Origin of the sequence: Faecalibacterium sp. 7 (assembly GCF_049562865.1) — a bacterium.
GTDB lineage: Bacteria > Bacillota > Clostridia > Oscillospirales > Ruminococcaceae > Faecalibacterium > Faecalibacterium wellingii.
Genome location: NZ_CP186911.1, coordinates 1,920,235 through 1,937,415 on the forward strand (window position 1 = coordinate 1,920,235; position 17,181 = coordinate 1,937,415).

General features: G+C 61.3%; 11 protein-coding genes and 2 pseudogenes. 6 read left to right on the top strand and 7 right to left on the bottom strand.

Annotated elements, in window-relative coordinates:
- The first annotated feature begins 26 nt into the window (after positions 1-26).
- On the top strand, positions 27-2,966 hold the full coding sequence (locus tag ACKXF7_RS09650; protein WP_423741168.1) for an acyl-CoA dehydratase activase: 2,940 nt from the start codon (positions 27-29) through the stop codon (positions 2,964-2,966).
- A gap of 50 nt (positions 2,967-3,016) precedes the next feature.
- On the top strand, positions 3,017-4,333 hold the full coding sequence (locus tag ACKXF7_RS09655) for a 2-hydroxyglutaryl-CoA dehydratase (protein ID WP_423741169.1): 1,317 nt from the start codon (positions 3,017-3,019) through the stop codon (positions 4,331-4,333).
- Between the two features lie 99 nt (positions 4,334-4,432).
- Here the strand turns inward: ACKXF7_RS09655 and ACKXF7_RS09660 are convergent, their stop codons facing one another.
- Positions 4,433-5,662, bottom strand: coding sequence for a 6-phosphofructokinase (locus ACKXF7_RS09660; RefSeq protein WP_423741170.1), 1,230 nt, complete (start codon positions 5,660-5,662; stop codon positions 4,433-4,435).
- 83 nt (positions 5,663-5,745) lie between these two features.
- Positions 5,746-6,971: pseudogene (locus ACKXF7_RS09665) on the bottom strand (6-phosphofructokinase).
- Between the two features lie 349 nt (positions 6,972-7,320).
- Here ACKXF7_RS09665 and ACKXF7_RS09670 point away from each other — a divergent pair.
- On the top strand, positions 7,321-8,331 hold the full coding sequence (locus tag ACKXF7_RS09670; RefSeq protein ID WP_423741171.1) for a GDSL-type esterase/lipase family protein: 1,011 nt from the start codon (positions 7,321-7,323) through the stop codon (positions 8,329-8,331).
- A gap of 68 nt (positions 8,332-8,399) precedes the next feature.
- Here ACKXF7_RS09670 and ACKXF7_RS09675 read toward each other — a convergent pair whose 3' ends face one another.
- Positions 8,400-8,870, bottom strand: coding sequence for a methylated-DNA--[protein]-cysteine S-methyltransferase (locus ACKXF7_RS09675; protein ID WP_249237021.1), 471 nt, complete (start codon positions 8,868-8,870; stop codon positions 8,400-8,402).
- A gap of 87 nt (positions 8,871-8,957) precedes the next feature.
- Here ACKXF7_RS09675 and ACKXF7_RS09680 point away from each other — a divergent pair, with 87 nt between their 5' ends.
- The 3 genes from ACKXF7_RS09680 (at position 8,958) to ACKXF7_RS09690 (ending at position 11,393) form a co-directional block, all read left to right on the top strand.
- Positions 8,958-9,683, top strand: a complete 726-nt coding sequence (locus ACKXF7_RS09680) for an NAD-dependent protein deacylase (RefSeq protein WP_339395204.1) — start codon at positions 8,958-8,960, stop codon at positions 9,681-9,683.
- An 86-nt stretch (positions 9,684-9,769) separates the two neighbouring features.
- The gene (locus ACKXF7_RS09685) at positions 9,770-10,408 is read left to right on the top strand and encodes a hypothetical protein (RefSeq protein ID WP_348583138.1); all 639 of its coding nucleotides are present in this window, start codon (positions 9,770-9,772) and stop codon (positions 10,406-10,408) included.
- Positions 10,409-10,430: 22 nt separating this feature from the next.
- Positions 10,431-11,393, top strand: coding sequence for a D-2-hydroxyacid dehydrogenase (locus tag ACKXF7_RS09690; RefSeq protein ID WP_423741172.1), 963 nt, complete (start codon positions 10,431-10,433; stop codon positions 11,391-11,393).
- 38 nt (positions 11,394-11,431) lie between these two features.
- On the opposite strand, the pseudogene ACKXF7_RS09695 reads toward ACKXF7_RS09690, so the two are convergent.
- From ACKXF7_RS09695 to ACKXF7_RS09710, 4 genes and pseudogenes are all read right to left on the bottom strand, one after another.
- Positions 11,432-12,593 (bottom strand): annotated as a pseudogene (locus ACKXF7_RS09695) (aminotransferase class I/II-fold pyridoxal phosphate-dependent enzyme).
- Between the two features lie 276 nt (positions 12,594-12,869).
- Complete coding sequence (locus ACKXF7_RS09700; protein WP_097781966.1) at positions 12,870-13,562, bottom strand: peptidoglycan-binding domain-containing protein; 693 nt, start codon at positions 13,560-13,562, stop codon at positions 12,870-12,872.
- Positions 13,563-13,565: 3 nt separating this feature from the next.
- Positions 13,566-16,169, bottom strand: coding sequence for a peptidoglycan-binding protein (locus ACKXF7_RS09705; protein ID WP_423741173.1), 2,604 nt, complete (start codon positions 16,167-16,169; stop codon positions 13,566-13,568).
- A 128-nt stretch (positions 16,170-16,297) separates the two neighbouring features.
- A complete protein-coding gene (locus tag ACKXF7_RS09710) occupies positions 16,298-17,179 on the bottom strand; it encodes a TlpA family protein disulfide reductase (protein WP_423741174.1) in 882 nt (293 codons plus the stop codon).
- Positions 17,180-17,181 lie beyond the last annotated feature (2 nt).

The following is a 17,181-nucleotide window of genomic DNA, read 5'->3' on the forward strand; positions in this document are numbered from 1 at the left end:
GCATTTGTCCTTAGGAGGAAAACGACGTGAGAGTAGGTCTTGACATCGGCAGCACCACCATCAAGTGTGTGGTGCTGGATGAACATGATACGCTGCTGTATTCTACATACGAACGGCACTACAGCCATATTCTGGGAAAGGCGCAGGAGCTGCTGCGCCGCATCGATGCCGAGCAGATGCACGGTCAGAAGGCGCTGCTGAGCATTTCCGGTTCGGCGGGCATGGGTCTGGCCGACAGCTGCGGCGTGCCCTTTGTACAGGAGGTGTTCTCCACCCGCGTGGCGGTCAAGCGCTTTGTGCCCCAGACGGACTGTGTCATTGAGCTGGGCGGCGAGGATGCCAAGATCCTGTTCCTGACCAATGGCACTGAGGTGCGCATGAACGGCAGCTGCGCCGGCGGCACCGGCGCCTTCATCGACCAGATGGCGACTTTGCTGAAGATGGGTGCCGACGAGATGAACAAAGCGGCAGAGAATGCCCAGCGCACCTACACCATCGCCTCCCGCTGCGGCGTGTTCGCCAAAAGTGACGTGCAGCCGCTGATCAATCAGGGCGCCCGCACCGAGGACATTGCTGCCAGCATTTATAAGGCTGTGGTCAACCAGACTATTGCAGGCCTTGCACAGGGCCGTCCCATCAAGGGCAATATCCTGTATCTGGGCGGCCCGCTCACCTTCAGCAGCGTGCTGCGCAAAAGCTTTGACGAAGCGCTGAACGTGACCGGCACCTGCCCGGAGAACAGCCTGCTGTATGTGGCACTGGGTGCTGCCCTCTATGCCGACAAGTCTTTTGTTCTGTCCGAGGTGGCGGATGCGCTGGATCAGTATGCTGCCACTGCCACCTATGCCAGTGAACCGCCGCTGTTCGCTAGCAAGGAGGAATACGAGGCCTTCCACGCCCGCCACATGTCCCACAGCGTGCCCCGCGTGCCCTTCAGTGCCCAGTGCGGCCCGGTGCATATCGGCATCGACTCCGGCTCCACCACCGTCAAGCTGGTGGTGGTGGACGAGAAGAGCCAGATCCTCTACACCAACTATCAGCCCAACTTGGGCAACCCGCTGCCCCTGATCCGGGAGCAGCTGCTCAAAATTTACAAGGAGCACCCGGGCCTGCAGGTGGCCAGCGTCACCACCACCGGCTACGGCGAAGAGCTGGTGAAGAACGCCTTCCGCTGCGACTACGGTCTGGTGGAGACAGTGGCACACTTTACCGCCGCCAAATACTTCATGCCGGATGTGGATTTCATCATCGACATCGGCGGGCAGGATATGAAGTGCTTCAAGATCGAGGATGGAGCCATCAGCAACATCTTCCTGAACGAAGCCTGTTCCTCCGGCTGCGGCAGTTTCCTGCAGACCTTTGCGCAGGCGCTGGGCTACGATGTGAAGAAATTTGCCAGCCTTGGCCTGTTCGCAGACCGTCCGGTGGATCTGGGCAGCCGCTGCACCGTGTTCATGAACAGCTCGGTCAAGCAGGCCCAGAAGGACGGTGCCAGCATCGAAAACATCTCAGCAGGCCTGTCCATCAGCGTGGTCAAGAACGCACTGTACAAGGTCATCCGCGCTTCCAGCCCGGAAGAGCTGGGCCGCAAGATCGTGGTGCAGGGCGGTACCTTCTATAATGAAGCCGTGCTCCGCGCCTTTGAGAAGGAGATGGGGGTGGAGGTCATCCGCCCGGACATCGCCGGTCTGATGGGCGCTTACGGTGCGGCGCTGTACGGCCTGCGCCAGAGCCATAAGAGCGGACAGACTGCCTCTGCCATGATGAACGAGCAGGAGCTGGAAGCCTTTGCGCAGAAGGTGGTCAGCGTCAAGTGCGGCGGCTGCGGCAACCACTGCCAGCTCACCGTCAACACCTTTGCGGACGGCCGCAAGTACATCTCCGGCAACCGCTGCGACAAGCCCGTGACCGGCAAGAGCGCCGACGACAGCCTGAACCTGTACGCCTACAAGCAGCAGCTGCTGGCCAGCTACAAGCCTGTGCCCGGCAGCCGCGGCTCCATCGGCATCCCGCTGTGTCTGGGCTTCTACGAGCTGCTGCCCTTCTGGTGGGCTTTCTGGACAAAGCTTGGCTTTGCCGTGCACACCAGCCCGGTGTCCAGCCGCGGGCTGTATCTGGCCGGTCAGGCCACCATCCCCAGCGACACCGCCTGCTTCCCGGCAAAGCTGAGCCACGGCCACATCAAGGCGCTGAGCCAGATGCAGCTGGACGCCATCTTCTATCCCTGCCTGACCTACAATGTGGACGAGGGACTGGGCGACAACCACTATAACTGCCCGGTGGTGGCCTACTACCCCGAGGTTCTGGCGGGCAACTGCCCGGAGCTGGAAGGCACCAAATTCATTTATGACTATGTGGGCATCCACCGCCCCAAGGACTTTGTGCACAAGATGGCAAAGAACATCCTGCCCAAGTACTTCGGCGGCATCTCGGAAAAAGAGGTGCAGGCCGCAGCGGATGCCGCCTATGCGGAATACGAGTCCCACATGGCAAAGATCCGGGTGAAGGGCAGCGAGATCATCGATGAAGCTCGCCGTCAGGGCAAGCGCATCATCGTGCTGGCAGGCCGCCCCTACCATGTGGACCCCGAGGTGAACCACGGCATCGACCGCCTCATCACCCGCCACGGCGCTGCCGTTGTTACCGAGGACAGCATCTCCAACCGGGTGCAGAAGTTCCCCACCAGCGTGCTGAACCAGTGGACCTACCACAGCCGCCTGTATGCCGCCGCCAAATACTGCACCACCCAGAAGGATATGGATCTGGTGCAGCTGGTGTCCTTTGGCTGCGGCGTGGATGCCATCACCACCGACGAGACCCGCGAGATCCTGCAGGAGGGCGGCAAGCTCTACACCCAGCTCAAGATCGACGAGATCACCAATCTGGGTGCCGTGAACATCCGTCTGCGCAGCCTGTTTGCCGCTCTGGATGAGCGGGACGAGGTAGCTGCAGAAAAGGCAGAATAAAATAGAGAGAGCGCAAAAGGCTTTTTAAAAAAGCAACATAGGAGGAACCTATGGAATACAATTATCCCAAATTTACCCCGGAGATGAAGAAGACCCATACCATCCTCATCCCCAACATGGCCATTACCCAGTTCCGCCTGCTGGAGTACGCCCTGCGTTACGACGGCTACAAGTGCGAGATCCTGGGCAACTGCGGCAGTGCTGTGGCACAGCTGGGCCTGAAATACGTCCACAACGACACCTGCTATCCGGCCCTGCTGGTCATTGGCCAGTTTCTGGACGCACTGAACAGCGGCAAGTATGATCTGGACCACACCGCCCTGCTCATCACCCAGACCGGCGGCGGCTGCCGTGCCTCCAACTACATCCATCTGCTGCGCAAGGCACTGGTGAAGGCCGGATATCCGCAGATCCCGGTGGCCAGCCTGAACTTCTCGGGTCTGGAAAAGGACAGCGGCTTCCAGATGACCCTGCCGCTGGCCCGCCGTGCACTGGCCTGCATCTTCTACGGCGACATGCTGTGCGCTCTGCGCAATCAGGTGGCACCTTACGAGAACGAGAAGGGTGCTGCCGATAAGATGGTAGACCTGTGGGTGGAACGTCTGGGCCGTGTGCTGCTGGCGGGCAAGGGCTACACCGCCGGGGAGATGAAACACACCTTCCCCCTCATCGCAAAGGACTTTGCCGCCATCCCCGTTACCCGGGTGCCCAAGGTCAAGGTGGGCGTTGTGGGCGAGATCTATGTCAAGTACAGCCCGCTGGGCAACAACGACCTGCAGAAGTTTCTGGAAAGTCAGGACTGTGAGGTGAACTTCCCGGGCCTGATGGGCTTTGTGCAGTACTGCGCCTTCAACATGGGCGAGGATCATGTGCTGTACGGCGGCAAGCTGGCGGTGAAGATCGGCATTGACCAGTTCCTGAACTGGCTGGACAGCATCGAGCGCGCCATGCTCAAGGCCGAGGCCGACGCAGGCTTCTACGCCCCCGGCCCCTTCAAGGAGCTGGTGGAAAAGCCCAAGGGCATCATTTCGCTGGGTGCCAAGATGGGCGAGGGTTGGCTGCTGACCGCCGAGATGATCGAGCTGGTGCAGGGCGGCTACGGCAACATCGTGTGCGCCCAGCCCTTCGGCTGCCTGCCCAACCACATCGTGGGTAAGGGTATGGTGAACAAGATCCGCGCCCTGTACCCCAGTGCCAACATCACCCCCATCGATTACGACCCCAGTGCCACCAAGGTCAATCAGGAGAACCGCATCAAGCTGATGCTGGCAGTGGCCAAGGAGCGCCTGAATGCCCCGGTGGAGGCAAAGCCCCTGACGGCAGAGGAAATTGCAGGCGGCGTACCCAAAGTCGGCGCAGCGGTCTGATCTTCTGAAGCGGAAAATACCAAAATGCAAAAAGCCCGTCCGGGCGTAAAACTCGGACGGGTTTTTATCATGCCTTGAGAAAAATCAATGCGGGAGAGATCACTTCTGATTCTTCATGTAGATGTGGTGGGGCAGACCGGCAATGTACAGCGGGGTCAGCTCGGCCTGGATCAGCGGACGGGCATAAGCCAGAAACTCATCGGTCATCTGGGTGTGGTTGGCGTTCATCCAGCTCAGCGGCACTTTCTTTTCGAGGTTTGCCACCTCGCTGATGGGGTGCAGCTCGGTGGTGCACTGGTACGGGCTGTTGGAGATGCGCTTCAGGGCCACCATCTGGCCGGTGACGCCCTCAAAAGCAGCCTTGGCAGCAGCACCGCCTACCTGATAGGCCTCGGTGATGTCGGTGCGGCTGGTCAGATGGCCTGCGCAGCGCTGCAGGGTGGAAAGCTCGATGCAGCGGGTCTTGGTGTCCAGATTGCGGGCCACCACGTTGGCCAGATACCGGGCGGTGCCGGTCAGGGCCTTGTGGCCAAAGGCGTCCACAGCGTGCACATCGTCGGCCAGCTCACAGACGTAACGGCCATCCTCCAGCTTGACGCCTTCGGACACGGCAATCACGATGCTGGGCTTCTTTTCCTGCATCACGCGCACCTTCTCAATGAAGTGCTCCACGTTGAAGGGCACTTCGGGCAGGCAGATCATATCCACGCCCTCGCAGTCATCGCTCTTTGCCAGAGCAGCGGCAGCGGTCAGCCAGCCTGCGTTGCGGCCCATGATCTCCACCACGGTGACGTACTTGGTGCCGTACACGGTGGCGTCGCGGATCATCTTCATCACCACGCCGATGTACTTGGCAGCAGAGCCGTAGCCGGGGGTGTGGTCGGTGACCATCAGGTCGTTGTCGATGGTCTTGGGCACGCCCATAAAGCGGATGTCACTCTGGATGCGCTCGCCGTACTCGGCCAGCTTGCCGATGGTGTCCATGGAGTCGTTGCCGCCGATGTAGAAGAAGTAGCCGATGTTCAGCTTTTCCAGAATGGCGAACAGCTTTTTATAGACGGTCTCGTCCTCATGCCAGTCGGGCAGCTTGTAGCGGCAGCTGCCGAGGAAGCTGGACGGGGTGCGTTTGAGCAGCTCGATGTCCAGATCGTCCGTCAGCACAGTGGAAAGATCCACCACCCGCTCCTCCAGCAGACCGGCAACGCCATTGCACATGCCGTAGACGATTTCTGCGCCGCGGCTCTTGCAGCTCTCAAAGACGCCCGCAAGACTTGCATTGATGACGGAAGTAGGACCGCCAGACTGACCAACGATTGCATTTTTACCCATGATGATTTCTCCTTTTTTGTTTTTCTGTTTCGGCAATATAATATGACGTGCAGGATGCACGAAAACAGACGCGGGAAAAGGGGTTACAGACGGATGTGGCGCGGGGTGCCGTTGACGTAAACGGGGGTCACCTCGTCCAGGATCAGCGGACGGGCATACTCCTCAAAAGCAGCCGTCACCTGCATCCCGTCGGGGCTGATCCAGTCCAGCGGCACCTTCTTTTCAAGGTTTGCCACCTGCTGCACATCCACCGACTCGGTGATGCACTGGTAGGGATAAGCGGAAATGCGCTTGAGCGCGATCATGCGGCCGGTCTCGCCCGCAAAAGCGGCTGCGGCTGCGGCACCGCCCACCGCGTAGGCCTCGTTCACATCCGTGCGGCTGGCCAGATGGCTGGCGCAGCGCTGCAGGGTGGAGAACTCGATGGCGCGGCTCTTGCAGTTCAGTTTATCGTGGATCAGGTCGGACAGGTAGCGGCTGGTGCCGCTGAGCACGGCCTTGTGGCCAAAGGCATCCAGCTGACCGGCAGTGGACACCAGATCACACAGATAGGTGCCGTCGGCAGTCTTGACGCCCTCGCTGGCAGCGATGATGACGTTGGACTTGCGGCGCTGCAGCTCGTCTACCCGGGCAAGGAACTTGTCCTGATCGAAGGGCACCTCAGGCAGCAGGATAAAGAATCCGGGCCCTCGCAGTCGTCGCCGCCGGCAAGGCAGGCCGCACCGGCCAGCCAGCCCGCGTGGCGGCCCATGATCTCGGCCACGGTCACGCTGCGGATGTCATACACGGAGGAATCCCGGATGACTTCCTTTAAAATGGTGGCAATGTACTTGGCGGCAGAGCCGTAGCCGGGGGTGTGGTCGGTCAGACACAGGTCGTTGTCGATGGTCTTGGGCACACCGATGAACCGCACACTGCTGCCGACACGATCGCCGTAGCGGGAAAGCTTTGCGATGGTGTCCATGGAGTCGTTGCCGCCAATGTAGAACACCGCGCAGATGTCGTACTTGTCAAACAGGGTGAACAACTTGATGAAGGGTGTGGAGTCCACATCCGGGTCCGGCAGCTTGTAACGGCAGCTGCCCAGATAGCTGGACGGGGTGCGCTTGAGCAGTTCGATGCTCATGCGGTCGTCCAGCAGGACGTTCAGTTCCAGCATTTCCTCCTTGAGCAGACCCTCGATGCCGTACTTCATGCCGTACACCTTGTCTGCGCCCAGACTGCAGGCTGCTTTGTACACGCCCGCCAGACTGGAGTTGATCACGGCGGTAGGGCCGCCGCTCTGACCAATGATCACGTTCTTGGCCATGAGAACCTCCTTTTGCAAATTTCATTCTTATCATTTTTACGCCGCCTGCAAGATACGGCTTCCGCGCCGCTTTGCATGGGAAAATGGTCCTGAGGCCCTGCACTGCCCGCAGACCGACGGTAAACAGACCGCACCTTGCAAGTGATACAAAAAAGTTTGCGGCATGTGCACACGCTTTTTGTAAAATGTGCAAAATTGCCACATCCTTATTGTACCTGTTTTGCCTGTTGTATGCAAGACCCAATTGGTTGCACAGGCAAAAAAATTATGATAAAATAAAAAACAGACCGCTCCGGGGGCGGTAAAAGTCCCCCTCTGCGGGGGAAAATTGGAGAAAGCTGGAAAAACCATGGGCATTTCACACGAATATCATTCGGCACCGCGCCGGGCACGGCACGGCACCGTCAGCGGCAGGCTGCGCTTTCTGGGCGCAGTGATCGCAATTTTGCTGGTATCCTACGCCATTACCGCCATTCTGGAAAAAGGCGCAGAGGGTGCGGACGATACCCCGTCCACCAATGCAGGCGGCATTGCCGAGAACATTCTGGCCCCGCTGCCCATGCAGGGCGAGGCAGACAGCAGCAGTGCCGCACCGGACAGCAGTATCGGCACACCGGACGCCGTCACCCTGGAAGCATTTGGCCCGGCAAAGCAGACCGCCGGAGCGTACACCGTAAAGGCCTATGACGCCAGTGTGATCCGTCAGCCCAGCTGCGGGCAGGTGGACCTGAGCTATTTTGCGGATGCGGCTTTTCTGGGCGACAGCCTGACCGTGGGCTTCTCGGATTACCAGATCAATCTGGGCGGGGCGCTCATCTGCGGCTATACCGGCGTGGGCCCGGATGCCATCGTGAACCGCAGCGCGGTCAAGAGCCCCACCCGCGGGCAGGAGGTGGCACTGGATGTGCTGGCCGCAGCGCAGCCCAAAAAGCTGTATATCCTGCTGGGCACCAACACCCTCACCACACTGGGCGCGTCAGACCGCTTCCTTGCCTACTATGGCCAGATGCTGGATCTGCTGCGCCAGACGCTGGGCGATGGCTGCACCATTTACGTGCAGTCTATCCCGCCGGTGCGACCCTCGGCAGCTGCTGAAAAGCCCGGCCTTGCATCGGATGTGCTGCACGGTGTGAACGAGCAGCTGGCTCAGCTGGCAGCCAGCAAGGGCTGCGTCTATCTGGACCTGTGGGAGGCTCTTGCAGACGGCGAGGGCAACCTGAAGGAGATGCTTGCCGCACCGGATGGTGTGCATCTGAGCGCCGGCAACGGCTATGGCGCGTGGGTCACCTACCTGCGCAACCATGCAAAGTACAGTGCGGACAATTCCTGGACGATGGGCAGCGTGTACAGCGCACAGTAAAACGGAGTGAAAAATAAAGAGCCATTGCACAAAACGGGTGTGCAATGGCTCTTTTTCGTTTGCAAGGCTTACCCTTGTTCCAGTTCCAGCAGATACTGCTTCATCTCCACGCCGTAGGCGTAGCCGGTCAGGCGGCCGCTGCGGCCCACCACCCGGTGGCAGGGCTGAAGGATGGCGATGGGGTTGCTGTGGCAGGCTCCGCCCACGGCCCGGCAGGCAGAGGGCCTGCCAATGGCAGCCGCCAGCTGGCCGTAGGTGCGGGTCTCGCCGTAGGGGATGCGGCACATTTCGGCCCAGACCGCTTTCTGGAAGGGGGTGCCCTTGGGGGCCAGCGGCAGGTCGAATTCCCTGCGCGCCCCGGCAAAGTATTCGTTCAGCTGTTCCTCGGCCTCCTGCAGAAGGGGCGTCTCGCATACCTTGCGGGGCAGGGGCTCCAGCTCCGGCACCCCGTCCGGGCAGAGGGCCAGTCCACAGATGGCATTGTCCTCCTCTTCCAGCCGGAAGGTGCCCAGAATGCTGTTCACATACCAGACGTTCAAAAGCTGCGCTTCCTTTCCTGTGAGTTTGTGTTATACTAAAGCTATCTTAACACAAATGTACATCCGGCGAAAGGGGCGTTTTTTGTTATGGTACAGGCATTGGAAGAGATCATTGCCAAAAGCAGCAGCATCGTGTTCTTTGGCGGGGCGGGCGTTTCCACCGAGAGCGGCATCCCGGACTTCCGCAGTGTGGACGGACTTTATCATCAGAAGTACGCCTACCCGCCGGAAACCATCCTGAGCCACACCTTCTGGGAGGAGAACCCGGAGGAGTTTTACCGTTTTTACCGCGATAAGCTCATCGTGAAGGGGGCAAAGCCCAACGCGGCCCATCTGCGGCTGGCAAAGCTGGAACGGGAGGGCAGGCTGAAAGCGGTCGTCACCCAGAACATCGACGGCCTGCATCAGGCGGCGGGCAGCCGCACGGTGTACGAGCTGCACGGCAGCACCCTACGCAACTACTGCACCCGATGCGGCAAATTCTACGATGTGGACTTTATTGCAGACAGCACCGGCGTGCCCCGCTGCACCGAATGCGGCGGCATCGTAAAGCCCGACGTGGTGCTGTACGAGGAAGGGCTGGACGAAGAGGTGCTGTCCGGCGCGGTGAACGCCATCCGTCATGCGGATACCCTCATCATCGGCGGCACCAGTCTGGTGGTGTACCCGGCAGCGGGGCTCATCCGGTACTTCCGGGGCGACCATCTGGTGGTCATCAACATGCAGCCCACCGGGGCCGATGCCGAAGCCGACCTGTGCATTGCAAAGCCCATTGGTCAGGTGCTGAGCGAGGACGTAACGCTGGATCTGTAAAACAAAAAGAACGGCCCTGTTTCGCGCCGATTCTCGCCCCCGGTCCGGTATGCTGAGTGCATAACGAAAAGAATGGGGGAAATCAAATGATCCAGGTTTGTGACCCGCCGCGCATGCGGCAGGTAAGGCGGCTTTCAACAGAAGAGTTCTGTCAGCTGGTCAGAGGTGAAGTGAGCTGTGTGTACCGCCCGCGCAGCGAGGTGCTGCGGATGCTGACAGTAGGCGAGGCATGGGGCACCGGCGGTGTGCGGGGCGCTCCCGGTGCCGGATGCATCCTGCTGCCCATGGACGCCGATGTAGCCGCAGCGGCTGCCCTGCGCCGCTTTCTGGGCTGGGGCTGCACGGCGGGCGGGTACTTTCTCACCCCGGCGGCCGGGCCGGACAGCCGTGCCGCCGGGACCCTTGCACCGCTGCTGGCTGCTGCCGCCGCCCGGCAGGAACAGCTGGCCCGGGGCCGGGTGCGGTGGGCTGTGGTGGAGTGCGCTGCCGAAGAAGTGCTGCCGCTGTACCTGCGGCAGGGGTTCGCGCTGCGGGCTATCCGCCCGCTGGACAGTCTGGCCCCCTGCTTCTGGCTGCAGGCGGGCTGTCTGGGACAGAACCAGCCGCCGGTCTGGGTGCCGCTGGCAGACCGGGTGCACATTGCCATCCTGCTGGCCCGGGGCTATGCCGCGCTGGAAAGCCGCGAGAGCCCGCAGGGCACGGTGCTGGCACTGTATCCTGTGTAAAATAAAAGGGGAGGAAGTTCAAATGAAAGCAGTTATTCTGGAAGACTATGCCATACAGCAGGGAGATCTGGACTGGTCGGGCGTGGAAGTGCTGGTGCCGGACGTCACCCGCTATGGGCGCACCGCGCCGGAGGAGGTGGTGCCGCGCATCAGGGATGCAGAGATCGTGTTCCTGAACAAGTGCCGCATCGACGAAACCGTTCTGGCCCGGTGTCCGAAGCTCCGGTGGGTGGGCATCATTGCCACCGGCACCGACAACCTTGACCTGCAGGCCTGCCGCCGCCATGGCGTGGCTGTGGCCAATGTGCCGGGCTATTCTACGCACAGTGTGGCGCAGATGACCTTCAGCCTGCTGCTGGCCATCTGCCAGTGTGCCGACCGCTATGACCGTCTTGTGCAGGACGGCCGGTGGCGCACCGAAGATCCCGCTGCCTACCGGCTGCTGCCGCAGGTAGAGCTGCTGGGCAAGACCTTTGGCATCTACGGCTACGGCAGCATTGGGCGGCAGACCGCCCGCATTGCCAGAGCCTTTGGCATGGATGTGCTGGTGTGCACCCGCACCGTGCGGCCGGAGTACGCCGCCGACGGGGTGGAGTTCGTTGACTTTGACACCCTGCTGGCCCGCAGCGATGTGCTCAGCCTGCACTGCCCGGCCACGCCCGCCACGCGCGGACTGGTCAATGCAGACTCCCTTGCCAGGGCAAAGCCCGGCATGATCCTGCTGAACACCGCCCGCGGTGCGCTGGTGGACGAGCAGGCCGTGGCCGATGCGCTGAAAAACGGGCAGCTGGCCTTTTACGGGGCAGACGCTTTTGGCACCGAGCCACTGCCGCAGGAAAGCCCGCTGCGGGGCCTGCCCAACGCCCTGCTGACGCCGCACATCGCATGGGCCACCAACGAAGCCCTGCAGCGGCTGATGGACATTACCACCAACAACCTGCGCACATGGCTGGATGGCGCAGGAGAGAACATTGTGAACGCATAAAAATAACGGGAACGCCGCATGGACGTTCCCGTTATTTTTTAGTTCAGGATACCGCTCTCTTTGATGGAATTCACCGCCTCGGCAATGCGCTCTGGCGGCAGGGTGAGGGCAAAGCGCACATAGCCTTCGCCCAAGGGGCCGAAGCTGGAACCCGGGGTGCACAGCACGCCGCTCTTTTCCACAAGTTCCAGACAGAAGTCCATGCTCTTTGCATACTTTGCCGGGATGGGAGCCCACACGAACATGCTGCCGTGGCTGTCCGGCACATTCCAGCCGATGGAACGCAGACCGCCGCACAGGGCGTCGCGGCGCTGCTGGTACAGGCCGCACTGGGCCTTTACCATGTCCAGCGGGCCGGTCAGGGCGGCGATGGCGGCTTTCTGCACCGGCAGGAACATGCCGAAATCGATCTGACCGCGCAGCTTTTTAAAGGCGGCTACCACGTCCCTGCGGCCCACAAGGAAGCTGATGCGGGCACCGGTGACGTTGAAGCTTTTGGAAAGGCTGAAGAACTCCACGCCCACATCCATGGCACCGGGCGTGTTGAAGAAGCTGTTGCCCACGGCCCCGTCAAAGATGATGTCGCTGTAGGCGTTGTCGTGGATAATGAGAATGTCGTACTTCTTTGCAAAGGCCACCAGCTCGGCGTACAGCTCCGGCGTGCCCACGCTGCCCACCGGGTTTGCGGGCAGGGAGACGATCATGTACTTTGCCTTGCGGGCCACATCCTCCGGGATATCCTTCACGTAAGGCAGGAAGCCGTGCTCCTTGGTCAGCGGGTAATACCACGGCTTTGCGCCGCCCAGCAGACTGCCCGCAATGAACACCGGGTAGCAGGGGGTGGGCAGCAGCACGGTGTCGCCCTCATCGCACAGCACCATGCCGATGTGGCCCACGCCCTCCTGACTGCCGGCGCAGCTGGCCACCTGATCCGGCATGATCTACGCCGAAGCGGCGCTTGTAGTAGCCGCACACAGCATCCAGCAGCTCAGGCAGGTCGCGCAGGCTGTACTTCCAGTTCTGCGGGTCGGCGGCTGCGTCCATCATGGCCTTACGGATGTGCTCGGCAGGCGCAAAGTCCGGTGTGCCGACGCTCAGATTATAAATGGTACGGCCCTGAGCTTCCAGTTCCACCTTGCGTTCGTTCAGTGCGGCGAAGATCTCATCGCCGAACAGATCCAGTCGTTTGGAAAATTGCATATCCTGATACCCCTCTTTAACACGGATCATTTTGATAATAGGGCTATTTTAGCACGTTTTGCCTGACTGCGCAACGAAAAGGGCAGATGCGGGAGAAAGTTTCAACTTTCGGTGATGGAAAGCGAAGGATGTTTCACGGGAAGAAAACCCTCTCAGTCACGGCTGACGCCGTGCCAGCTCTCCCGAAGGGCGAGCTTTATGAGTGCAAACCATCAGATGCAAAAGAGCTCCCCCTTTCGGGGGAGCTGGCGAGCGAAGCGAGACGGAGAGGGTTTATCAATCGATCGTTGTTTTTGTCCGTCCCACGCCGATGACGGCGGTGCTGATCTTTTTCCAGCTGTTGCAGCCGCACACACCGTCCACACGCAGGCTCGTGCGCCGCTGGAAGCCTTTCAGCGCTTCCTCCGTCCGGGCACCGAAGATGCCGTCGATGCGGCTCCCGGTCTGGTAGCCCAGTGTGGAAAGTGCGTCCTGCAAGATCATCACATAGCAGCCGCGGCTTCCCCGCCGCAGGGTGGGGTAGCCTGCCGTGGTGCCGCTGCAGGCAGGCGTGCCGTAGCGGCGGTCCATGTGCACCCATGTGGGGGTCTGGCTCAGCGGCTCCACATAGCCCCACGCCCCGGTGCCCCGGGCTGCGTTGTAGATGGCCGTGCGGGCGGTCCGGGTCAGGCTTTGGCCCACGTCAAAGGATACGCCCGCGTAGTGCTGGCTGCGGGTGCCGTGGCCGCCCTCCCAGATGCGGCGGAAGGCATATCCCACCGGGATGCCCTTGCCGTACTTGCGGCGGGTCAGGTTCCACGCTTCCATGGCCGCAATGGTGGTCCACAGGGTGGGGCTGGCAGATTTTCCCCGGAACTCCCGCACCCGCAGGGTGGTGCCGGTGCTGTAGGGCATGGGGTCGTTCTCGTTCAGGTTTGCGTAGGTGTAGACCTTGTTCTCGTAGGCGTCGTAGATCAGAAGACGTGCCATCGCTCATTCCTCCTTGCTGCAGTGTGGGCAGCTCTGGGCCTGCAGTGCGGCCCATGTTCCGCGGTCCACGGTGCCGGTCACCAGCAGCCCGGCCCGCTGCTGTGTCAGTCGGACGGCGGCAGTCTCTTCCGGGCCGAAGCGGCGGTTCTCGGTCACATAGCCCTCGGTGCAGTACAGGCAGGAACGCCCGTTCAGCCATGTCTCCACCTGCGCCACGTCCGGCCCCACGCTGCCCGCGCCGATGGCCCGGCCCGGGTAGACCGGGCCATGCCCGATGCTGCGGTCGGGGTTGGGCATTTCGGCGGCGAGCTGCAGGCTCAACGCTTCCACCGCCGTCCATGTCTCGGCGTCCGCGATGCCGGTCTCCGGCAGACCCAGCAGCTCCTGTGCGCTGCGGGTGGCGGCGGCAGTCTCGTCGGTGTACCGGTCCGAAAAGGGCGGGGTCTCCACGCTGGAATAATAGTAGGCGATGCGCTGCAAAAGCAGGCTGTAGTACAGCACCGCACTGCCGGAAGAGCCCACCGCCAGCGGTGTGCCGGGGTAGGGCAGGCGCTTCAGGGTGACCACCGGCCCGGATGCCCGCAGGGTGGACGCCTTGTCGTACAGGCTGTTCCATGTGGTGCGGCCCACCACACCATCCACGGTCAGGCCCGCAAAACGCTGGTAGGCCCGCACGGCGGCTTCGGTGGAAGCACCGAACTGTCCGTCGATGCCGATGGCCGGGATGCTGCTCTCGTAGGCGCTCATGAGATAGAGGTAGAACTGCAGCTCCCGCACCGCTGTGCCGGAAGAGCCTTTGCGCAGCACGCCCGGGTACTCGCCGGGGCGCAGGGAAGAGGAAAGCAGCTTGTTGGCGATATCGTTGTACACCTCGTACAGCTTCAGCCACGTATTGCGGCCCACCACACCGTCGCTGGTCAGGCCAAAGTAGCTCTGGAACCGCTTAACGGCGGCGGTGGTGGCAGCGCCGAATCTGCCGTCCACAGTGATGTTGTTCAGTCTGGAATACACCGTGCGGGCGATCTTGAGCCAGAACTGCACCAGCCGCACGTTCTGTCCGCTTGCACCCTCCCGCAGAGCGGTGCCCGGGTAGGCGTTGGGGGTGCCGTTGTCGGACTGGATGCTGCGGAACTGGTCGTACAGCTCGGTCCATGTGCTCTGCCCCACCACGCCGTCCACGGTCAGGCCGTATTTGCGCTGGAAGGCCCGCACCGCTGCGGCGGTGCCGCTGCCGAACACGCCGTCCACCGTGACCGATGGGATAGAGGAAGTGTACTGGGCCAGTGTGTTCAGCCAGAACTGCAGCTGCTCCACGGCGCTGCCGGTGGAGCCGGTGCGCAGCACGGTGCCGCCCCATGTGCCGTCCGAGAGGGTGCCGCTGGACACCTCGCCCTCGCTGGTCAGCTCGGCCAGATCTTTGACCGAAACGTAGATATAGCTGATCTTGTACCATGTCTGCCGCCCCACCACGCCGTCGGCGGTCAGGTTGAACTGCTTCTGGAACGCCCGGACCGTGGCAGCCATCCGGGCCCCGAACACGCCGTCCACAGTCAGCAGACCGAGGAAGGGATAGTCCTTGGTGATGCGGTTCAGCTGGCGCTGCAGGGTGAACACTGCCGTGCCGCTGTCGCCCTGCCGGATGGGCGAACCGGGGTAGCTCTGGGGGATAGACTGGATGTTCGAGGTGCGGATGATCTCAATGTCGTTGCCGTAGTAATACTTCAGGATCTGCAAGGCGTTACGGCCCTGATTGGCCAGCGAGACCGTGCCCCACTGCTTGAGCCCCGGGCAGGTGACCGATTTGCCGTCGCAGTATTCAGAGTAGTAGGGGTTCACGGTGCCGGTCTTGCGGAGATAGGTGTTGAAGATATCGTCGGTGATGCGCACCATCACGTCGAACACCGCGCGTCCGTGGACGTAATACTGGTCATAGCTGGTGGAGTTGGTGATGTTGAAGGTATAGCCCTTGCTGGGATACCACTCGGTGTAGATGCGGTTGAGCGCCAGCGAGATCTGACAGTGGATGTTGGCCCGCAGGGCCTGCTCCGGCCATGTGGGATACACTTCGCTGGATGCCACATTGGCAATATAATCCCGGAAGGAGACGGTCACGTTCCGTGCGGAGGCTGCAGGCTTGCCCAGATGCACCGTGATGTTCTTGGGGATGATGACCCGGCTCAGCACCCGGGGCATGCAGTTCTCTATGGGGTCCGGGCCGCTGCCGCCGTCGCCGGTGAACAGTGAATGCTCCGGGATGACTATGGGCGGGTTTACCACGTCGCGATCCTCTTCGGTCTCAGGGATCATCTCCGGCTGGGCCAGTGTGACCTGCCCGGCAAAGATCTGCACACCCTGAATGCGCACGGTGCGGAAGCCTGCCTTTGCGGCAGTCAGGTCCACAACGGCATAGGGCCGGATGGTGTTGTCCTCCTGCAGGGACAGCGCACAGGAGGGAGCTTCAATGGAGAGGTCGGCAGCGGTGCCGGTCTCGTCGGTGATACGCTGAGCGGTAAAGCCGTTGCCGGACACGGTGACGAGAACACCCTCGATGGGCGAGGACTGACGGGCACCGAAAGCCTGAATGCGTAGAATGCCGGTGTTTTTCATAGGCGGATGCTCCTTTGCTGTGAGAATGGAATGCTTCTCCCACAGCGTATTCGGCCGCGCCGCCGGACGTGCATGGCAATGCACACCGCAAATAAAAAAGCCGCCCGAAGGCGGCAGGGGAGAAAGGTTTATTTGGCGCTGTCCTTGGCAAGGGCGGCGTCGATATTTTTTTGCAGAGCGGCAAGGTTTTCTTCCTTGTCGATGCCGCCAAGCAGGGGCTGCCCCACAACGTTGCCGTCCCGGTCAAAAACGTAAGTGGTGGGGAAGGCCATGATGTTCAGTGCAAACTTGCCGGCCTCACTGCCGGAGGCAAAGTAGATGTTGCGGTAGCTTGCGCCCGTTGTCTCCAGCAGTTTTTTGGCGGCATCAATGCCCTGCTGGTTGCCGTCCAGCGTCTCGGTGTTGATGCCGATGACCTCACCGCCCTGTGCCTTGACCTTCTCGTTCAGGGCGTTCAGGTCGTCCAACTCCTCCACGCAGGGCTTGCAGCCGTTGAACCAGAAATTCACCACCGTAAAGGCGTTGCCCGCAAACAGGCTGTTGTCCACCGGGTTGCCCTCTAAATCGCTGCCCTCAAACTTGGGGAAGGCGGTGCCCTGTGCGGCGGCACTGGAAGCGGCATCCTCTGCGGGGGCAAGAGCGGCGATCTGCTGTTCGATGGCACGAATCTTTTCGGCATCTGCGGTCAGGGTCTTGTACTCCTCGTCCGAGAACTGATCTTTGGCCTTTTCCACAGCGCTGAGCAGAAAATCGCCGTAGTTGGCGCTGATCGTGGTTTCGGTCACGTTTTTGTCCATGGATGAGAACACTTTCTCCCACAGAGCATCGTTTGCAGAAAGGATCTCGTTTTCCTCGGCCAGCAGCTGCTCCTCGGTTTTGCTTTCTGCTGCCGCAGAGGAAGCGGCAGAAGAGGATGCAGAAGATGCAGAGGATGCGCCCTGCCCGCAGGCGGCAAGGCTGAAAGCCAGCACAAGGCTGAGAAAAAGTGCGGCGATACGATGGATCTTCATGG

Bases quoted from the DNA above. Each gene is read 5' to 3' on its own strand.
- ACKXF7_RS09700 (WP_097781966.1), bottom strand. From the start codon at position 13,562: ATGGCACGTCTTCTGATCTACGACGCCTACGAGAACAAGGTCTACACC.
- ACKXF7_RS09660 (WP_423741170.1), bottom strand. From the start codon at position 5,662: ATGGGTAAAAATGCAATCGTTGGTCAGTCTGGCGGTCCTACTTCCGTC.
- ACKXF7_RS09685 (WP_348583138.1), top strand. From the start codon at position 9,770: ATGATCCAGGTTTGTGACCCGCCGCGCATGCGGCAGGTAAGGCGGCTT.
- ACKXF7_RS09670 (WP_423741171.1), top strand. From the start codon at position 7,321: ATGGGCATTTCACACGAATATCATTCGGCACCGCGCCGGGCACGGCAC.
- ACKXF7_RS09690 (WP_423741172.1), top strand. From the start codon at position 10,431: ATGAAAGCAGTTATTCTGGAAGACTATGCCATACAGCAGGGAGATCTG.
- ACKXF7_RS09680 (WP_339395204.1), top strand. From the start codon at position 8,958: ATGGTACAGGCATTGGAAGAGATCATTGCCAAAAGCAGCAGCATCGTG.
- ACKXF7_RS09710 (WP_423741174.1), bottom strand. From the start codon at position 17,179: ATGAAGATCCATCGTATCGCCGCACTTTTTCTCAGCCTTGTGCTGGCT.
- ACKXF7_RS09655 (WP_423741169.1), top strand. From the start codon at position 3,017: ATGGAATACAATTATCCCAAATTTACCCCGGAGATGAAGAAGACCCAT.
- ACKXF7_RS09705 (WP_423741173.1), bottom strand. From the start codon at position 16,169: ATGAAAAACACCGGCATTCTACGCATTCAGGCTTTCGGTGCCCGTCAG.